The 18,302-nt window shown below is 34.1% G+C and carries 18 protein-coding genes; 7 read left to right on the top strand and 11 right to left on the bottom strand.

Features of this window, described 5'->3' with window-relative positions; genetic code table 11:
* Positions 1-58: 58 nt before the first annotated feature.
* From SLH52_RS14620 to SLH52_RS14595, 6 genes are all read right to left on the bottom strand, one after another.
* Complete coding sequence (locus SLH52_RS14620; RefSeq protein ID WP_320210020.1) at positions 59-268, bottom strand: hypothetical protein; 210 nt, start codon at positions 266-268, stop codon at positions 59-61.
* Between the two features lie 597 nt (positions 269-865).
* A complete protein-coding gene (ptsP, locus tag SLH52_RS14615) occupies positions 866-2,584 on the bottom strand; it encodes a phosphoenolpyruvate--protein phosphotransferase (RefSeq protein ID WP_320210137.1) in 1,719 nt (572 codons plus the stop codon).
* A gap of 2 nt (positions 2,585-2,586) precedes the next feature.
* A complete protein-coding gene (locus SLH52_RS14610) occupies positions 2,587-2,853 on the bottom strand; it encodes a phosphocarrier protein HPr (RefSeq protein ID WP_214481305.1) in 267 nt (88 codons plus the stop codon).
* Between the two features lie 157 nt (positions 2,854-3,010).
* Positions 3,011-5,083: a glucose-specific PTS transporter subunit IIBC gene (gene ptsG, locus SLH52_RS14605; protein WP_320210019.1), complete on the bottom strand. Its 2,073-nt coding sequence runs from the start codon at positions 5,081-5,083 to the stop codon at positions 3,011-3,013.
* Positions 5,084-5,275: 192 nt separating this feature from the next.
* Positions 5,276-6,121, bottom strand: a complete 846-nt coding sequence (gene glcT / locus SLH52_RS14600) for a glucose PTS transporter transcription antiterminator GlcT (RefSeq protein WP_320210018.1) — start codon at positions 6,119-6,121, stop codon at positions 5,276-5,278.
* Positions 6,122-6,203: 82 nt separating this feature from the next.
* The gene (locus SLH52_RS14595) at positions 6,204-6,836 is read right to left on the bottom strand and encodes a hypothetical protein (protein ID WP_320210017.1); all 633 of its coding nucleotides are present in this window, start codon (positions 6,834-6,836) and stop codon (positions 6,204-6,206) included.
* A gap of 191 nt (positions 6,837-7,027) precedes the next feature.
* Between SLH52_RS14595 and SLH52_RS14590 the strand changes: the two genes are divergently transcribed.
* The 3 genes from SLH52_RS14590 to SLH52_RS14580 all read left to right on the top strand — a co-directional run bounded on the left by SLH52_RS14590 (position 7,028) and on the right by SLH52_RS14580 (position 9,557).
* On the top strand, positions 7,028-7,834 hold the full coding sequence (locus SLH52_RS14590) for an HAD family hydrolase (RefSeq protein WP_320210016.1): 807 nt from the start codon (positions 7,028-7,030) through the stop codon (positions 7,832-7,834).
* Between the two features lie 278 nt (positions 7,835-8,112).
* Positions 8,113-8,640, top strand: coding sequence for a MerR family transcriptional regulator (locus SLH52_RS14585; RefSeq protein ID WP_320210015.1), 528 nt, complete (start codon positions 8,113-8,115; stop codon positions 8,638-8,640).
* A 398-nt stretch (positions 8,641-9,038) separates the two neighbouring features.
* Positions 9,039-9,557, top strand: coding sequence for a DNA topology modulation protein (locus tag SLH52_RS14580; RefSeq protein WP_320210014.1), 519 nt, complete (start codon positions 9,039-9,041; stop codon positions 9,555-9,557).
* A 218-nt stretch (positions 9,558-9,775) separates the two neighbouring features.
* Here SLH52_RS14580 and SLH52_RS14575 read toward each other — a convergent pair whose 3' ends face one another.
* Positions 9,776-10,393: a C40 family peptidase gene (locus SLH52_RS14575; RefSeq protein ID WP_214481311.1), complete on the bottom strand. Its 618-nt coding sequence runs from the start codon at positions 10,391-10,393 to the stop codon at positions 9,776-9,778.
* A 459-nt stretch (positions 10,394-10,852) separates the two neighbouring features.
* On the opposite strand from SLH52_RS14575, the gene SLH52_RS14570 reads away from it, so the two are divergent.
* Positions 10,853-10,987 carry a hypothetical protein gene (locus SLH52_RS14570; protein WP_320210013.1) on the top strand — a complete coding sequence of 45 codons (135 nt, stop codon included), beginning with the start codon at positions 10,853-10,855 and terminating at the stop codon, positions 10,985-10,987.
* 84 nt (positions 10,988-11,071) lie between these two features.
* Here the strand turns inward: SLH52_RS14570 and SLH52_RS14565 are convergent, their stop codons facing one another.
* Positions 11,072-12,520 (bottom strand): PAS domain S-box protein, encoded by a 1,449-nt coding sequence (locus SLH52_RS14565; protein ID WP_320210012.1) that lies wholly within the window; start codon positions 12,518-12,520, stop codon positions 11,072-11,074.
* A gap of 218 nt (positions 12,521-12,738) precedes the next feature.
* On the opposite strand from SLH52_RS14565, the gene dat reads away from it, so the two are divergent.
* From dat to SLH52_RS14550, 3 genes are all read left to right on the top strand, one after another.
* Complete coding sequence (dat, locus tag SLH52_RS14560) at positions 12,739-13,569, top strand: D-amino-acid transaminase (protein ID WP_320210011.1); 831 nt, start codon at positions 12,739-12,741, stop codon at positions 13,567-13,569.
* A gap of 208 nt (positions 13,570-13,777) precedes the next feature.
* On the top strand, positions 13,778-13,879 hold the full coding sequence (locus SLH52_RS14555) for a YjcZ family sporulation protein (protein ID WP_320210010.1): 102 nt from the start codon (positions 13,778-13,780) through the stop codon (positions 13,877-13,879).
* A gap of 218 nt (positions 13,880-14,097) precedes the next feature.
* Complete coding sequence (locus tag SLH52_RS14550; protein WP_214481315.1) at positions 14,098-14,232, top strand: YjcZ family sporulation protein; 135 nt, start codon at positions 14,098-14,100, stop codon at positions 14,230-14,232.
* Between the two features lie 473 nt (positions 14,233-14,705).
* Here the strand turns inward: SLH52_RS14550 and SLH52_RS14545 are convergent, their stop codons facing one another.
* The 3 genes from SLH52_RS14545 to SLH52_RS14535 form a co-directional block, all read right to left on the bottom strand.
* Positions 14,706-16,580, bottom strand: a complete 1,875-nt coding sequence (locus SLH52_RS14545; protein ID WP_320210009.1) for a glycoside hydrolase family 30 beta sandwich domain-containing protein — start codon at positions 16,578-16,580, stop codon at positions 14,706-14,708.
* 485 nt (positions 16,581-17,065) lie between these two features.
* Entirely contained in the window at positions 17,066-17,527 is a 462-nt protein-coding gene (locus SLH52_RS14540) for an NUDIX hydrolase (RefSeq protein WP_320210008.1), read from the bottom strand.
* A gap of 73 nt (positions 17,528-17,600) precedes the next feature.
* Positions 17,601-18,302 carry a hypothetical protein gene (locus SLH52_RS14535; protein ID WP_320210007.1) on the bottom strand — a complete coding sequence of 234 codons (702 nt, stop codon included), beginning with the start codon at positions 18,300-18,302 and terminating at the stop codon, positions 17,601-17,603.

Raw genomic sequence — 18,302 nt, 5'->3', positions numbered from 1 at the left:
ACGGTTAACCCATTGTTAAGTCATTATAATGAAAGCATTTGTAAACGGTCTTATTGGGTTATCGCATAGTTTGCTCGTTTTTGTTGTCATTATCAGTTTTTTTATAATATAAAATTCCTATAATTAATAAAAAGATTGGTAGTGTGATTAATGCTGTCATTTGAATTGAATGTGTTAGTAAATATATGGATGTGAAAAGTAAAAGCAAAAATAATTTCAGTACATCCTGTAGGTTATTTTTAAATTTCACCTTTTTTCTGACAGACAAATAACCACTCTCCTTTTTTCAGATTGTTTTCTCACGATCAGTTGTTTAGCGCACAAACAAGTCCCCTCTTATACACCAAGCGTTTGTGTCATCTTTCCTTAGTGAATGTAAGCTTGCTGTTCTAATGTAATTGCAATAGCAACAAGATTTATAAGTGTTGTTTTAGCAATTACGTTCTAACATATACGTACAGCGTTTGAGTCATTTTTTCTACAGTTACAACGTTTGAGCTCTCATAAAACTCATTGTCCATTATAAGTAAGACTGTTTTCGCGAGTGTTGGTTTTCGCACTAAGGTATAAGCACGTATAAACCTACATTTCATTCCATCTTTTCTTTTATAAAACGTTGACTTTTGTATGAATCGACTTATCATCTAGTTTAGGAATTGTTACAACAAAGTTTACGAAAAGAGCATTTTAGCATGTCGCCAAATGTGCTTCTACCTATATGATGCGTATAATCATTATGGAGAAAATATCGCTTTCCGTCAAGTTTTTTTCAGATTTTTCTGAAATTTTAACAAACCAACAAAAAGAAACTGATTTCAAATTCAACTTCAAATCAGTTTCTTTAATTTTATCCTCTAATATACATTTATTCTACATGAAATGTTTCTTTCACAAACTGAACAACCTCATCTGTTGTGCTCATTGAAAGTAATTTCTCTTTATAGCTTTCAGCTGTTGCTTTTGATAAACGTTTCAGCTGTGATCTTGCAGGTAATATTGATGTCGCACTCATACTAAATTCATCTAATCCTAATGCGAGTAAAATTGGAATAGCGATTGGATCGCCAGCCATTTCACCACACATACCAACCCACTTTCCTTCTTGATGAGCAGCTTCAATAACCATATTGACTAAGCGTAAAATAGCTGGATTATAAGGTTGATATAAATATGACACCTGTTCGTTCATTCTGTCAGCCGCCATAGTGTATTGAATAAGATCATTCGTGCCTATGCTGAAAAAGTCTACTTCCTTTGCAAACTGATCAGCAAGAACTGCTGTAGAAGGGATTTCAACCATCATTCCTAATTCAATACTCTCAGATACACTGACACCATCAGCAACTAACTTTTCTTTTTCTTCTATTAATACTGCTTTCGCCTGCCTAAACTCTTCTAATGTTGCGATCATTGGGAACATGATTTTTAAATTACCGAAAGTGCTAGCTCTTAGTAGAGCACGCAACTGTGTACGGAAAATATCCTGTTCCTCTAAACAAAGCCTGATAGCACGGTAGCCCAGAAATGGATTCATTTCCTTCGGCAAATCTAGATAAGGAAGCTCTTTATCACCACCGATATCTAGCGTACGGACGACGACAGGTTTTCCTTCCATATTTTCAAGTACTGCTTTATACGCATCAAACTGTTCATCTTCTGAAGGAAAATTGTCACGACCCATATATAAAAATTCAGTACGATATAAGCCGACTGCTTCGCCACCATTATTCTTAACGCCGACAACATCATTTGGCGTCCCAATATTTGCTGCTAACTCTACATGATGATCATCATCAGTAACAGTCTTTTCGTTAACGAGCTTTGCCCACTCTGCTTTTTGCTCTTCAAATGAAGCTTTCTTTTGCTCAAATTGTGAAATAAGCTCTTGAGATGGATTAACAATAACTTGGCCCTCAAGTCCATCAACAATAATTATATCACCATTTTTCACATCACTTGTAATCGTTTTTGTTCCGACAACTGCAGGAATTTCCATAGAACGAGCCATGATAGCTGAATGTGAAGTTCTACCACCTATATCAGTCGTAAATCCTTTCACATAATTCCTATTTAATTGCGCGGTATCGGATGGTGTTAAATCTTCTGCAATGATTACGACTTCTTCTGAAATCATACTAGGGTTAGCTAACGATACACCAGATAAGTGAGCTTGTACACGTTTTGTGACATCTCTAATATCTGCAGCACGTTCTTTCATATAATCATTGTCCATTTGTTGAAACATCGTTACAAACATGCTTGCTACTTCTTGTAGAGCAAATTCTGCATTAACGTTTTCTGCTACAACTTTGTCTTTCACGGGATTTAATAACTCTGGGTCACTTAATACAAGTAAATGAGCAGCAAAAATGGCTGCCTTATCTTCCCCTAATTCGTCAAAGGCACGATCTTTAATTTGCTGTAACTCACCTTTTGCCGACTCTACTGCTGCGTCAAACCGAGCACATTCTTCATCTGTATTGACTATCGTACGCTTGTCGATGTTCAACTCTGGTTCTTCTAATCGAAATGCTTTTGCAATTGCAATTCCTGATGATGCGGCAATGCCTTTAATTTGTTTAATCATTACTGACCTAATCCTTCTTCCTTTATTGTTGCTTCTATTTTCGTTAATGCTTCGTTTTCATCTGAACCTTCAGCAGAAATAGTAATCGTAGCTCCTTTAGGAATTCCTAATGATAAGACACCCATAATAGATTTAAGATTTACTGTTTTGCCGTTATATTCTAAATTAATGTCTGATTGAAATCCCCCAGCTGCTTGAACTAATGCTGTCGCTGGACGAGCATGAATTCCTGTGTCACTAGTAATAGAAAATGTTTTGTTTGCCATTAATTATCTCTCCTTTTGAATGTCCCATTGAATAAAGTAACTTAGGATAATTTATCTCAGGTCCTACATCTATAACTCGGCTAACATTTGTAGTATCACCAATCATTTAGAAGCAAGACCTGGTCCTCTTTATCAGCTTACTTTAGAAAATGGTAAATTATTTAGAAATCTTAACGATTCCTTTTTCTTGTTTACTTACTTTTCCTTGCTTATTTATTTTAACAGACTCTCCAGCATTTAGGTTAGTGAAAATGACTGGGGTCATTATTGAAGGTGCATGTTTTTTAATATATTCAAGGTCGATTTTTAATAAAGGCTGCCCAGCTTTTACTTTATCTCCTTGTGTAACAAGTGTTTCAAATCCTTCACCTTTTAAATTAACTGTATCAATTCCAACATGGATTAAGATTTCTCTGCCTGTTGTTGATTCAATACCAATTGCATGTTTCGTTGGGAAAAGGTTGACGATTTTTCCATCTACAGGAGCTACTAATTCACCATCTGTTGGTAAAATTGCAAATCCATCTCCCATCATTTTTTGTGAAAACACTTGATCTGGTACTTCTTCTAATGGCTTAATTTCACCAGTTAGTGGTGAAACGAATACATCCTCTTTACCTTCTGATTGTAGTGCTTGAGGTTGTACATCTTCCACTTGTTTTTTCACTTCTTTTTCAGGTGAAACTGGTTGTGCTGGTCTTGGTGCTTTCCCATCCATAATATCTTTCATTTGTGTTTTTAATTGATCAGACTTTGGTCCAAATATTGCTTGGATATTATTTCCTACTTCAAGTACACCAGCAGCACCAAGCTGTTTAAGACGGTTTTTATCAACATTTTGAATATCGTTAACAGATACGCGCAAGCGAGTAATACATGCATCTAAATGATCAATATTCTCTTTTCCACCCATTGCCTCTAAAATATTATGAGGTAACTCACCGGCTTCAACAGTTGCAGGTGCAGAATCTTCATCCTCATCTTCGCGACCAGGTGTTTTTAAGTTCCATTTGCGAATTGCAAAGCGGAAACCGAAGTAATAAATAACAGAGAACACTAAACCTACTACGATAACTAACCACCAGGCTGTACGACCAGGAAGTACACCAAACAATAGGAAGTCAATGACACCACCGGAGAAGGTCATCCCAATTTTTACGTTTAGTAGGTGCATTGTCATAAATGATAAACCTGCGAAAATGGTATGAATTCCGAATAATACTGGTGCTACGAATAAGAATGAAAACTCAATTGGTTCTGTAATCCCTGTGAGAAACGATGTTAACGCTGCTGAAGCCATAATACCTGCTACAACTGTTTTCTTCTCAGGACGAGCTTCATGATAGATTGCTAACGCCGCTGCTGGTAAACCAAACATCATGAATGGAAATTTTCCTGTCATGAATGTACCAGCTGTTAGCTCGGCACCGTCTTTAATCTGATTAAAGAAGATAGCTTGGTCACCACGGACGATCTCCCCTGCTGCATTAGTATACGAACCAAATTCAAACCAAAACGGCGAGTAGAAGATATGGTGTAAACCAAATGGAATTAGTGCCCTTTCAATAACTCCGAATATAAATGCTGCTAAAGTTCTATTTGCGTCAATCATCGACGTTGAGAACGTATTTAAGCCATGTTGAACAGGTGGCCATAAGAAAATCATTACAATTCCAAGAACTAAACCGGCGACCGCAGTTACGATAGGAACAAATCGCTTACCTGCAAAGAAGCCTAAATAAGATGGTAATTCAATATTGAAATACTTGTTATACAATGATGCTGCTATTATACCGACGATAATACCGCCGAACACCCCGGTTTGTAATGTCGGTATCCCAAGTACATTCGCGAAGGACGGATCTGTTCCAACGACTGCTGGATCCAACGTGCCTCTTGCTTGTAAAATCACACTCATTGTTTGATTCATAATTAAGTAACCAATAATTGCTGCAAGACCGGCAACACCTTCACCACCAGCCAAACCGATTGCTACACCAACAGCAAAAAGTAATGGGAGATTACCAAATACAATTCCCCCGGCATTTTCCATTACTGAAGCAATAAGCGTAATCCATTCTGCCTTTAAAAATTCTGCACGATCTGTTAAAGCTGGATTTTGCAGTGCATTACCAAAAGCTAATAAAATACCAGCTGCTGGTAATATCGCTACTGGAAGCATTAATGACTTCCCGACCTTTTGTAAAACACCAAAGGCTTTTTTAAACATGTGAGTTTCCTCCTAATCATGGATGAAATATTCGAAAGCTGCTCATAATGTTATATTGTGCAAACGATTACTTTTTAAACAAATAAAAACAGGCATGAGTAAGAAAATGGTAAACAACAGAGAATACACCTGTTGTTTATATCATTTCTTTACTCATGCCTGATCGAATCAGTAACACGTAAAGTATAATACCTATAATTCAGTTTTGGTTGAAAGCCTTTGCAAATGCAATGTCAAATACACTGCTTCTGCATGATAGACTGGTAATTGTAACGTTTGCTGCATAACTTTGATCAACTTCCAAGCAACATTATAACACAACGGATATTCTTCTTTCAATACCTCAGCTAATTTTTTTGGTTCAACTACAAGTTCACCAGATTTGACTCGCTCTATTGCAAATTGCAGATGACGTACAAGTCGTAAATAATTCACATCAGAATAATTCACTTTTACTTCTAACGAATCTTCAATAATTTCAATTAACTTATGTATGAGTTGAGAGTTTTGATTAACTTCATGTAAATTTCGATTTGTAATTGCACTATGTATGTGCAGTGCAATAAAGCCAATCTCTCCTTCTGGAAGTGATACGTGTAAAGTTTCTTCTAGAAACTTTACAACAGCTGAAGCTGTTTCATATTCCTTCGGATACAACGCATGTGTTTCTAATAAAAATGGGTTATGTATTTCTAATCCTTCTTCAAGCCTCTTAATTGTAAATGCTAGATGGTCTGTTAAGCCTATATGAATATGCTCGTTTAATGGCTTATTTAATCGCTTATTAATCATATGAATTATATCATTCATAATAGCTATAAAGTCTTCATCGATATTTGGTATTAACTTTTTATACTGTTCTTGCTCCTTCTCACTTTTTAAAACGAACATTTTTTCAATTGTCGACTGTGGTATGTCATCGTTCTTCTTTTTGCCGAAGCCAATGCCTTTACCAATGACGATCACTTCTCCATATGATTCATGTTTAGCTATGAGCACATTATTATTTAACACTTTTACGACGGTAAAGTTCTGCAAGGTGCTCCCTCCTTTTACAACACACACTTGGCTACATAGTAACGAAAGAGGTAGTACTTCGTCAATGGAAATAGCTAGTTATTTACTTTTCATTCTTACTATCGAGTTCTACTGTCACGAAGTAGACACTTTCATACTGTTGAATGATCCTATTTATTTCCTTTTCAACACCATCAAACACGTTATTAGTTGCACTAATTGAACGTTCATGATGATTAATAATGTATGCTACAATTTGCGGCTTGTTTTCATAAAGTAATCTCTCATTTGATAATTGGGAGGACAATGCACGTCCAGAATTGTTGTTAGCTAATATCATATTTGATTTAAACTTACTAAATCCTGATTCAGTAACAACTGCTCCACCCCATCTTATATACTTATCATCATTTAATTCTTCCTCTACCCTACTTATTAGGACGGTGTTTACATCTTTAACCAATTGAACACCCATTCCAGCAACTTCTTTTAATAGATCCCCATTCTCATAATAATCGATACTAATATTTAAATATTGCTCTTCAGTCGTTTTATCATTTACCTTAACATCAAATGCAAACAATTGATCTCCAGCTATTGAGTCAAGTAAATTTTTTTCTCTTTGATCTACCTCTATTGGCATAATCGTAACAGCTTCGTTACTACTCGGTTCTTGGGCATTCGTGCAACTAGACATTATGAATGAAGCCAACAAACAATACAATATTTTCTTCAATGACATCACCTTCTATCTATAAGATATAATTAGTAAATTTTATCTAAAATACACATTTTATTCTACAAATAAATTAGCTCATAACCAACACTGTGTTGAGTCAAAGTTATACATTAAATTTTCTGAAAAATGCATTTCCATTTACAACGAACTTCAATTATGTTATCACTTTTATATTGGAGGGATAATTAATGATAAAACTTATTGTATCTGACTTAGATGGGACATTATTGAATTTTAATAAGCAAGTAACCGATGAAGATATAGATGCCCTAAAAAGAGCTAATGAGCAAAATATTTCATTTGCCATCGCAACTGGACGAATGGAGCCTGAAGTCCTTGAGGTTTTAAAGGTCGTGAACGATCACTTTCACCGCATTAGCCAAAATGGGGCCTTTGTAATTACAAATGACAACGAAGTATTGCATCACGCAACATTTTCTCCAGCAATTGCTCATGACATATATAAGTACACACGTGACCAGAACGACATCATTACATTGGTTTGTCATGACAATACTAATTATGCTGAGAAAATTGATGAGCATATTGAAAGAATACAAGGTCGTATGTTTTTCCCAATAGTTGAAAAACCAGATTTATTAGCAGAAATGAAAGCAGGAATGGCACCAACAAAAATAATTATTGGTGGCTATGACGTACAAAAACATGAAAAAAACTTATTAGAGCTGTTCCCTACACAACTCGATGCTTTTGTATCTGAAGAAAATTGTTTAGATGTGATGCCAAAAAACATTAGTAAAGGTAATGCTATACAAAATTTACTAAATCACCTTAATTTATCTACTGATGAAATTGCATGTATAGGAGATTCTTTTAACGATATTCCTATGTTTAAATTAACTACAAATAGTTATGCAATGGCTGAAGCACATCCAGATGTTAAAAAGGAAGCTAATTATGTTGTAAATTCAGTTAATGAAGCAATTGACCATGTCATTAATCAAAATCAACTGAAAGAAAATGCTGTTTTATAACTGTTCTCGAAGGATTGTATAAGAGATGAGGCCGCCCTATTATATCCGATATAATGGGCGGTACCCTCTATATTTATCGAATATTCATGAAATTTTAAATATTAACCTTCTTTTTAACAAATCCACTAATAAAACGACAAACACTTCTGCTATATGCACTCAAATTGTAATAATAGAACTTTCTTTTGCTAATTATCACTAGTTTTGTCACACGTAAAGGAATCTTTCCATGCATAAAGAATTTGTAGACAATGACTTGTATGGGAGGAGATAAGCAAATGAATACATCTGAATTTGCGTATAAAATTGGTGTTTCCCCAAAAACAATTCGCCGTTGGATACAATATTTTGAGTTACCATTTAACAAAAATGGTAATGGACATTACTTATTTACTCATGAAGACGAGGAATTATTTCGCCATATTCATAAACAATTAAACAGTGGTGTTGTGATGAAGGACGTGCAGTTAACAAAAGTACGCAAAGGAGTATTATCAAATACAAAAACCCAACCGAATGAGAAGCATAAATCACCTATCACTTACTTACAAAAATCTGATTTGCAACAGCTAATTGATCAAGTAAAAAGCATTGAACAAAGCTTGGACAAGAAGGCAGATGAAGTTGTATCATACCAACTATTACAACATCGTAAAGAAATCGATATGTTACAAAAGAATGTCATTACATTAGAAAAGAAAATTGAAGAAATTGAAGACAAATACGCCCAAATATTAACTCAGCAAAAGTCAATAGAACCTGTTACACAAAAGAAGAAAACCTTCATATCAACAATCTTTAGTTAAGTCTCTTTTCAGCAGATTTCTTCTCATTGTATAACTCCAAAAATAAGCTGTTGTGTTATAGTAAATGTTAACAGAAGCACGATTGTTTTATTATTGTAAGGCTGCTTTCGTATTGACTGTTGTTTTTGTATTATGATATAAACACCTACACAACTAGTTTAGTGGCATCTTTTCTTCTGTACAGCCATGAATAGCGTTATACTTTTTATAATATGAATTTGATAATAATAGCAACATTGTCTATACGAAAGGAGCCTTTCTTAAACAATTGCTATATCTTCAATAATTAGAACTTCAAGAAGTGATATTATACAAATGTCATCTCTTTATACATATGACGTCTGATTTCAAAGTACAAAAAACACAATCTTTATAAACGTTATACAAGGGGAAGCATCATGAAAAAAATAATACTAATTGGTTCGGGCGGTTCAGGAAAATCTACCTTAGCAAGAAGATTAGGTGATGAACTCAAAATAGATGTCTATCATCTCGATGCGTTATTTTGGAAACCTAATTGGGTTAGTGTTCCAAAAGAAGAGCAGCGCAACATGCAAAAAGATTTAGTCAAAAAAGAAAAATGGATTATTGATGGAAACTATGGTGGGACGATGGATATAAGGCTTAAATCAGCAGACACGATCATTTTTCTTGATTTTCCTAGAACGATATGTGTGTATCGTGCATTCAAAAGAATGTTAAAATATAGAAATAAAACGAGGCCAGATATGGGAGAAGCTTGCCAAGAAAGGTTTGACTTAGCTTTTTTTAAATGGATATGGGATTATCCAAAAACTAAAAGGCCTGAAATTCTAAAGAGGCTAGAACAATTTTCTAATGATAAGAAAATTATTGTACTTAAATCTCCAAAAGAAGTACAAAAATTTCTAGAACACCCAGCTATTGTAGATTGTTAACTTAATTCTTTGAAAGCAGTTAACTACAATATAAGAGGGCTTGGATTTACTTTATCCAAGCCTTCTTATATGTGCTGTATTTATGTTTGTTAAGCATACTTTTCTCGTAGATTCTGTTCCCTTTGTCACTAAATAAATGGACTGATATTAACAAAGAGGACATAAAAGCTAGCCAGTAAACGTGATATGATAGCCTGTAATAAATAAAAACAACCAGCTTAATTAATGATGCGTACAGCTTTTACTGCAAATGGACGCCAATAAGTATTTAAATCAGCTTTTGTTACCCCTGTTGAACTTCCTGCATGAAGGATTGTGTCTGAATCAACGACGATAGATACGTGATTGATGACCCCATCTTTAGTCGTATCAAAGAAAATCAAGTCACCTTTTCGAATATCAGAAATCGCTACAGGTGTCCCCTGCTTTGATTGCTCTACAGAAGTACGTGGCAGTTTAATACCATTATTTTCATTAAAAGCTCTATACGTAAAGGAAGAACAGTCGAACGCATCAGTTCTTGTCACTGAAGCTCCATATAAATAAGAAGCACCAATATATTTCATTCCTGTTGACACGACTTGATCAGCCTTTTCTTCCCATGTGCTTAATTCTTTATTACTTGCTGATGGAATTTGGATAGCTTGTCCTATGTAAATTATATTAGGATTTTGAACTTGTGGATTTGCTTTTGTTAATTCAGCTAAAGTGGTTTGATGCTTGTTCGCTATTTTTGAAAGTGTATCCCCAGATTGAACAGTATAAGATGCAGCTAATGCACTTTCACCAAACCATAAAGAACCTAGAATTGTACCAGCAACTATCAATTTTTTCATATCATTTCTCTCTCCCTTTCACACTACTTTTTCTGTCTAAATAAATCATAACACTGTTCAATTATCATTTTTTCTACCATATACATCCAAAGTTGCCCTATTTCAAAATGATAGGTCTATAGTCCGGTGTAGCTTAACATTTAGTTTACAATGCTGTAACTATTATCGTTTAGTTAGACTTTTGTTGGGGTTCAAACGCCACTCTTACCATTAATTACTATATAAAATATTCTTAATGATAAGTGGATAACCAATAGCGTACACGCTTATCTGTTTGTTATTGTGGTAATGCTATGTTCAATACTGATCAAATTTTGTCATGGAATAATAAAGAGCTGAGAACTATAGTGTTAATGACTATTTTTTTACAAAAAAAACACAATCTAATATGAGTAAAAAGTACATTGTCTACCATACTAACATTGTGTTTATTTTTACAACTACGAAAGGGTGATTATTTTGGGTAAAAAAGGGAGACAAAATAAAGTGTCAAAAGAAGTAGCAAACCCAACAGTATCGGCAGCTGAGGCTGAATTCGCAAATGAACTGAGTGAAACGACTGAAAAGCAATCTAGAAAAAACAATAAAAGATAAAAAAAATAAACCTCACACTATGAATGTTGTGAGGTTTTCCTTTTCCATGACCGTTATAATCATTTTCTTGTTACGAAGTTCTTTCTACAAGAGCTTCTCATTGATTTGACCAATATTTTTTTGTTTGATTGGTAAGATAATTTCTACTCGTGTACCTTCTCCAGGATTACTATAAAATGACATTTGTCCTTTATGTTGTTCAATTATTTTATAACTAATCATTAACCCTAATCCTGTACCTTTTTCCTTCGTTGAATAAAAAGGTTCTCCTAAGTTTTTCAATCTATCCTTAGGTATGCCACATCCATTATCAACAACTGCAACTGTTACAACATCATTTTTTCTATGTGTAGACATCGTAATAAATCCAGTATCCATCGATTCAATTGCGTTTTGAATAATATTCGTAAATACTTGGATTAACATTTCATCTTCGCATTCCACTAGTGGAATAGTTTCATCAAACTGTGCACCAAGTTCAATATTATGTAAATCAGTATTTGTTTTAACCAAAGTAATAGCTCTATTAATAATGCTATGAAGATCATTCATTTCAAAAGATGATGTTGATTTTGTTTTTGCCAATGATAAAAACTCATCTATGATTGTTTCGACTGTAGACAATTCATTCATCATAATAGCTGCGTGTTGTTCATTGTACTCTTTCGTCATTTGTAATAACTGTGTAAACCCTTTAATTGTAGTTAATGGATTTCTAATTTCATGTGCAACGCCGGCTGCAAGTTTACCTACTAACGCTAATTTTTCTGATTTAACCAACATTTCTTCATATTTTTTTCTTTCTGTTATGTCACGTGCAATGACTTGAATGGCTTCTTCTTCCTCATATACCGTTTTTGTAGCTGTATATTCAATTACACGTTCACCTTTATTTGTTATGACTATTTGTTCTTCGTTTGTGTAAGAATTCCCCATTAAAAGCTGATTATAATTATACTCAGCGAGTTCAACCCGATCTTTCGTAAAATAATCATAAATATTCGAACCAATTATTTCTTCTTTACTAAATCCTGATAATTCACATCCAGCTGGGTTTACGAAAATAACCTTTTCATCACGTACAACATAAAACGCCTGTAATGAATCTTGAATTAAGCTTTCGTATTTTTCCTTACTTTCTAATAGTTCTTTTTCTATACTTTTACGATGGGTTATATCATGAATTTGAACTATAGCAAATTGTGGGCTTTTATCTTCGTTTCTTTGAAGGATACCTTTTAATTCTCCCCAAACGATTCGTCCTGATTTATGTATATATCTTTTTTCTGTTGCAATCTCATCGATATGTCCAGTTAACAAACAGCTAATTTTATGTAAATCACGTTTATAGTCGTCTGGATGTGAAATTTCTTCAACAGTTTTGCAGCACAGCTCTTCCCTTGTATACCCAAGAAATTTACAAAAAGCATCATTTATTGCAAGCGGTATTCCTACCTCACCTTGACAATCATATATTGCCATGGCTATTCCTGCCGATTCAAATGCTAGTTTGTATAAATTTTTAATATTCATAGACTTCACCCGTCAATCATATTAATTTATATTTTTAATTATAGAACGATTAGTATAAAAATGGTATAAATATGTTTGATAATCTAATAGATTTGACGTTCCTGTGACTTTTAAGCTGTTGACTTCACACCAAAATTGCTATAATAAACCATAATTAATGAACAATGCATAACATAAAATGAATTGAGCATGAAGAAATATTAACGGAGGTTGATGACATGGAAGTTGGTTTTTATGGAGATAAATTTATTGATATTAATGAAAAGGTCGTACCGATCCAAGAGAGAGGGCATCAATTTGGAGATGGAATATATGAAGTTATTCGAGTTTATGATGGCAAACCATTTCTATTAAAAGAACATTTAAACCGACTTGAAATGAGTGCAAAGGAAATATTAATCGATTTACCTTATTCTCTAGAAAAAGTGAACGAACTAATATTAGAAGGGATAACGCGCTCGGAATTGAAAGATGCACAAGTATATATTCAAGTAACTAGGGGCATCGCACCGAGAGATCATGTATTTCCTAATGTTCCCGCACAGTTTTCAATGACTGTACGCCCCTCACGTCATATAGACCGTGTTAAACGACAAAACGGCGTATCTCTTCAATCATTCGAAGACACCCGTTGGGCAAATTGTTTCATCAAATCGATAAATCTATTACCAAATGTCATTGCAAAACAAAAGGCTTCTGAAGCAGGTTATGACGAAGCGGTTTTTATACGAAATGGCATTGTGACAGAATGCTCTAGTTGTAATTTATTTGCTGTAAGAGATGGTGTTGCCTACACACATCCAGCAACAAACCATATTTTACATGGTATCACAAGGGAAGCAATCATCCATATCGCATTACAAAATGACCTTATTGTAAAGGAACATACATTTGATATTGATTTCCTTTACAATGCTGATGAAGTTTTTATAACGAGTACATCAATCGAAATATTACCTGTCAATAAAATTGACAACATGAATATATCAATGAATAACCCTATAACAAAGCAGCTTATTTCTGGTTTCCAGCAATTAAAGGAACAATAAACAGATAAGGCATGATACTAATGAACAGTTAACCCTAAGTAATATAAGATGTGTGAAACGGTGATATAAAGACCATATCACCGTTTTTTTGCTTTATATATTTAATCAATTAATTAAAATATCTAAAAATGTATGTTTTCATCATGTCTAAACGTACAATCAGAGTTTAAATAATTCCATAAAATATAAATATATCAAGAAAGGAGGAATGGTAATTATGAGTAATTTTGGCGGTATCTTTGCCTTAGTTATTGTACTTTTTGTGCTCTTGATTATCATCGGCTGTGCTTGTAGCCAAGGATTTTACTAATTCCTAATCTACACAGCATAAAAGCTCCCTAATTCAACCAATCATACTTCACATTTACTCAATTGTACTTTCTATCCTTCCAATGATAAAGCTTGTATCATTCATTTTTTGTGAGGTGAGATAATCACCTCTCTAACACAAAAAAGTAAAATAATGTTAAATTCGGGAGAGTATTTAATTAAAAGGAGTTAACTAAACAAGAAGGGAGGTTTGAGCTTATGTGTGGATACGGTGGCGTAGCACCAGGCTACGGTTACGGTGGCGGGGGCTTCGGCTCTGGCTTCGCGCTAATTGTTGTCCTATTCATTTTGTTAATTATCGTATTAGGAACGTTAGCATTTGTTTCTTATTAGAAAACCGAAGACAGCATCTTAGAATATCATAATAAACAGACTAAATCACTTTGTAAATTTAGTCTGTTTATTTTGTTATAAATTAAGGGTGCTTTTCCAATAATTATTGTTTTCTTACTAAGAAATAATTTGTTTACACTTAGAGTTCGTAACATTCTTTCTTTTTAAAAGGCTGTTTTAGCATTGATTGTCGTTTTTCGTAAGAAGCAGTAAACACTAACAACAAGAGTGCTTCGCATTATCATAAGGCAAAGTTGATAGCTGCTTGATTTTTTTCTCTGTAAAGGTCTTCTTACTCATCATTACTCTTGCTTCATGTTAGTTATTACTTATCCAAAAAGCACCCTTTAGATAGGTTTTTGCTGTGTCTACATGGGTGCTTATTATATTACAGTATAGTTTAGTATAGAACAACAAAGGTCAAGTCTGTTTCTTCCGAGAAAAAAAATCTTTATATATAGATAAAAATTATTTTACTTCTTAATCAGTTGAATATTATCAAATGCTGCCCAATTATGCTCATTTCCATCAGAATATACTCCAATAGTAACAGTGCCTGACGTTACATCGATATTATCTATTTCAAATTTCGTCCAATCACCTATTGAGGTTGATCCAATATTAGCATAAAGGGTGGAGCCGCCGTAATTACTTGCTTCTAAACGTAGCGTATTTTGACCTCCACTTGAACGGACCCAAACCGAGGCTTTATAAACTCCATTTGCTACACTTATATGTTGATATGTCGTCTGTTGATAAGGGAAAGATTGCCAATGAGTCATCTTATACGCTCCCGACAATGGATAGTCTGTATCAACTTTGTGAACTGGGTCTTGTCCCTCTGGTGTCCAGCTTTGCCAATTATTTAATGCTCCTAATTCGAAATCTCCATTTACAATTAAATTACTATTATTACTTGAGTTCCATACGAAAGTAGCTACTGCACCTGCTGGCAGAGTATATTTAAATGATTCGTCTCCCTCTTTCACAGTGAATGTTTGATGTGTATTTGCATTATTTAAAACTAACAAAGTTTTTGATCCATCTGTGTTTTTAAAAGCAACGTTTTGAATATCGTTATCGTAGTTAGTATCTATTCTTTTTGCACCTGGTTTAACGAACTTACTAATATGACCAAGCACGTAATATTCTACATTTTTATATACATCGCCTGTTTGTTGGTTAATCGTTACAACACCACGGCAATCTGTACATCCACCATTAATTGGTCCAAAGTTTTCATCTAATGCTAAATTCCATAGCAGAACTGACTTCGCCCAATTTCGAGTCGAACCGATTACTACATTCGACATATTCCATGCTAAATTATCTCCAAAATCAGTTGACCACTCTCCACCTGAGCATTCGGTAAACCATATGCCTTTGTCTGGGTGAGCATTTTGCACTAAAGATTGTTGCTCAGGTGTACCACCATAGCAATGAAAAGCACTACCCGCCAAATAAGATTTTGCTTCCTCATCATTCATTACTTCAATTGGGTAATCATATTCATTCCAGTTATGGTCCCAGCTAAGTATTTTCGTATCAATTGCTTGACTGTTAAAAGTTGGCCCAAGATGATTTTTTACAAAATCAATTTGTTCCGATGCTTCCATCTTCATACTAGGATAGCCAGCAGTTTCATGATGTGGCTCATTTTGAATGGTCATTGCATAAATAGGAAGTCCCTCATTTTGATAGCTGTTAATATATTTTGCGAGATACTGCGCATATACATTATAGTATTGTGGAAGAAGTTTACCTCCATTTAATGATCCATTATCTTTCATCCAACCAGGTGCACTCCAAGGCGTGCCCATAATTTTTAAATTAGGATTTATCGTTAATGCTTCTTTTAACATAGGAATTACATTTTGTTTATCTTTATCAATAGAAAAGTTTGCTAATGTCGGATCTGTTAATCCTGCTGCCATATCATCATACGAGTAGCTTTCTAAAGAAAAATCTGATGCACCTACCGTATGGCGAACAAAACTCAAACCAATACCTTCATTACTAAATAGATCGTTATATATCGCATTTCTTTCCCAATCGTTTAGTTTTTGATTAAAAAGCCATGCTGAAGATCCAGACATTGCTGCCCCGAATCCATCCATAACTTGAAATTCTTTACTTTCATCGACTTGAATCGTTACCCCCTCTATGCTGTTATTTAGTGAAAATTCCAAATCATTTTGCTGCTGAAGTAATTGCTGTTGATCAGCTGTCGTTAACCATACTTGCACATTGCTCCCTTCAGCGTTAGCAGGAGTAACAAAACTTGTCATCAATATTAATGATAGCGCTATCATAATTATACGTCTGGTTGAATTTACCTTCATTTCCATAACCTTTCTCCCCCTTATTATGTTTAATAGATTTGAATCATACCATGTAATGTTAACGCTTACATAATTCTATAAAAAAACACATACGTTACACTTAATATCATTTTACAAGCATTATATGTTTTAAACAAGCATTAATTCTTATTCTTGTATTCCTAGTAATGACAAGTATACTTTGCAAGAAACCTTTATCTAAAGGGGTCTACCCCCTTTAGATAATCCATAAGGTCAATCATCTACAAAATACTTGTTCTCGCTCCCCTCACGGGCACTTTGATCGTCGTAGTCCTCTCAATGGAAAAATGTATATTTCTTCAAATATAACAGCAACCTAGCAAAGATCCGTATTGATACTTCCTCAGTTGGTTACATTTATTCATTCCATATCCAGATTGTTATCGATTTTGTTATTAATATATACATTAAATGATTAACATTTACATCCATATATACATGTGAATATTAGCGTCAATACTTGCTTACTACTACAAGCTTGTGTGCTTTTTTACATACGTTTGAACCATTTTGCGATGACTACCTACTAGCTTGTTTGGAAGTGAACGCAATGGAAAGAATACTGTTTCTAACCCTTCCTCTACATTTGTTTTTACTTCACCACTGAAATCATTGGAATAATATGCAATTGTTACAACATAGAATTCATCACCATTTTGTAATTTGCAATAATTATCATTTCCAGAAAAAACATTAATAAGTTCTAAGCTACCGACAGTAATACCTGTTTCTTCGTACACTTCCCTTTTAGCTGTTTCTTCTGCTGATTCAGCTAGTTCCATTAAACCACCTGGAAGCCCCCAAACACCGTATGGTTCTTTTCTTTTTTGAAGTAATATCTCGTCTTGATCATTTATAAGCAAAACAACTGAGCCAACAAGTATAATAGGACGATGCCCTATAACCTTCCTTAAATCTTCTACATAACCCATCTATATTTTTCTCCTAACCTTGACTTATAAAAAACCCACTAGTAGCAACGATTGTAGATTTTTTACTAGTTTGTTAATGTTCAAACTTTTTAAACCGATACACGATAACACTCGAGGCAATAATAATATAGCTGATAACAATAATATAGTTTTGAATGATCGTTGTATTTATTATAAAGGAATCTCCAAAATTATGTATATGGACAATGTTATTAATTGGAGGTAGCAACCACAAGATCCATGCTAAAAAGGTTGGTATACCATTAGCAAAAGCTTCGGTTACTAGTGACACCATTAGTACAAGACAAGTAGCTAACCAATGATAATGACTTTGTTTTGTTACACCAAAAAACATGCCAACGATCACACCAAGCTGACAGAGTAATACATGGCTAATAATCGAGCCAATGATTATTGGAGTTGACGGAGTTGTTAAAAAACCATTAAAAATGAGTGGATATAACATCGCAAAAATAATAAGTAGGCTACCAAACACCAACACTGCAATATTTTTACTTAACAAGTATTTCATTTTTGATTTGATATGAGTTAAAATAATTGCTCTTTCAGAGTGTTCCTCTCGATGAAACATCGAATGTGTTAGCCAAGCAGCAATTAAATATAAGACGATGCTAGAAATTAAATAGCTATTCATTATATCTTTTTGACTATAAGTATAAAATATTACAACCCACAAGCAATATACAGCTACTGGGGGAATAAAACGAAATGACCGGAAATATGTTATGACAAAATAACGAGATAAATATACCAT

Source organism: Cytobacillus sp. IB215665 (assembly GCF_033963835.1).
GTDB lineage: Bacteria > Bacillota > Bacilli > Bacillales > SM2101 > Nanhaiella.
Note: the sequence above shows the minus strand (reverse complement) of the source record. Positions and strands in the feature narration are given on the sequence as shown.

Coding starts and splice junctions, on each gene's coding strand:
- SLH52_RS14610 (WP_214481305.1), bottom strand. CDS start 2,853: ATGGCAAACAAAACATTTTCTATTACTAGTGACACAGGAATTCATGCT.
- ptsG (WP_320210019.1), bottom strand. CDS start 5,083: ATGTTTAAAAAAGCCTTTGGTGTTTTACAAAAGGTCGGGAAGTCATTA.
- SLH52_RS14590 (WP_320210016.1), top strand. CDS start 7,028: ATGATAAAACTTATTGTATCTGACTTAGATGGGACATTATTGAATTTT.
- SLH52_RS14585 (WP_320210015.1), top strand. CDS start 8,113: ATGAATACATCTGAATTTGCGTATAAAATTGGTGTTTCCCCAAAAACA.
- SLH52_RS14580 (WP_320210014.1), top strand. CDS start 9,039: ATGAAAAAAATAATACTAATTGGTTCGGGCGGTTCAGGAAAATCTACC.
- SLH52_RS14575 (WP_214481311.1), bottom strand. CDS start 10,393: ATGAAAAAATTGATAGTTGCTGGTACAATTCTAGGTTCTTTATGGTTT.
- SLH52_RS14565 (WP_320210012.1), bottom strand. CDS start 12,520: ATGAATATTAAAAATTTATACAAACTAGCATTTGAATCGGCAGGAATA.
- dat (WP_320210011.1), top strand. CDS start 12,739: ATGGAAGTTGGTTTTTATGGAGATAAATTTATTGATATTAATGAAAAG.
- SLH52_RS14555 (WP_320210010.1), top strand. CDS start 13,778: ATGGTAATTATGAGTAATTTTGGCGGTATCTTTGCCTTAGTTATTGTA.
- SLH52_RS14550 (WP_214481315.1), top strand. CDS start 14,098: ATGTGTGGATACGGTGGCGTAGCACCAGGCTACGGTTACGGTGGCGGG.
- SLH52_RS14545 (WP_320210009.1), bottom strand. CDS start 16,580: ATGGAAATGAAGGTAAATTCAACCAGACGTATAATTATGATAGCGCTA.
- SLH52_RS14540 (WP_320210008.1), bottom strand. CDS start 17,527: ATGGGTTATGTAGAAGATTTAAGGAAGGTTATAGGGCATCGTCCTATT.
- SLH52_RS14535 (WP_320210007.1), bottom strand. CDS start 18,302: ATGGTATATTTATCTCGTTATTTTGTCATAACATATTTCCGGTCATTT.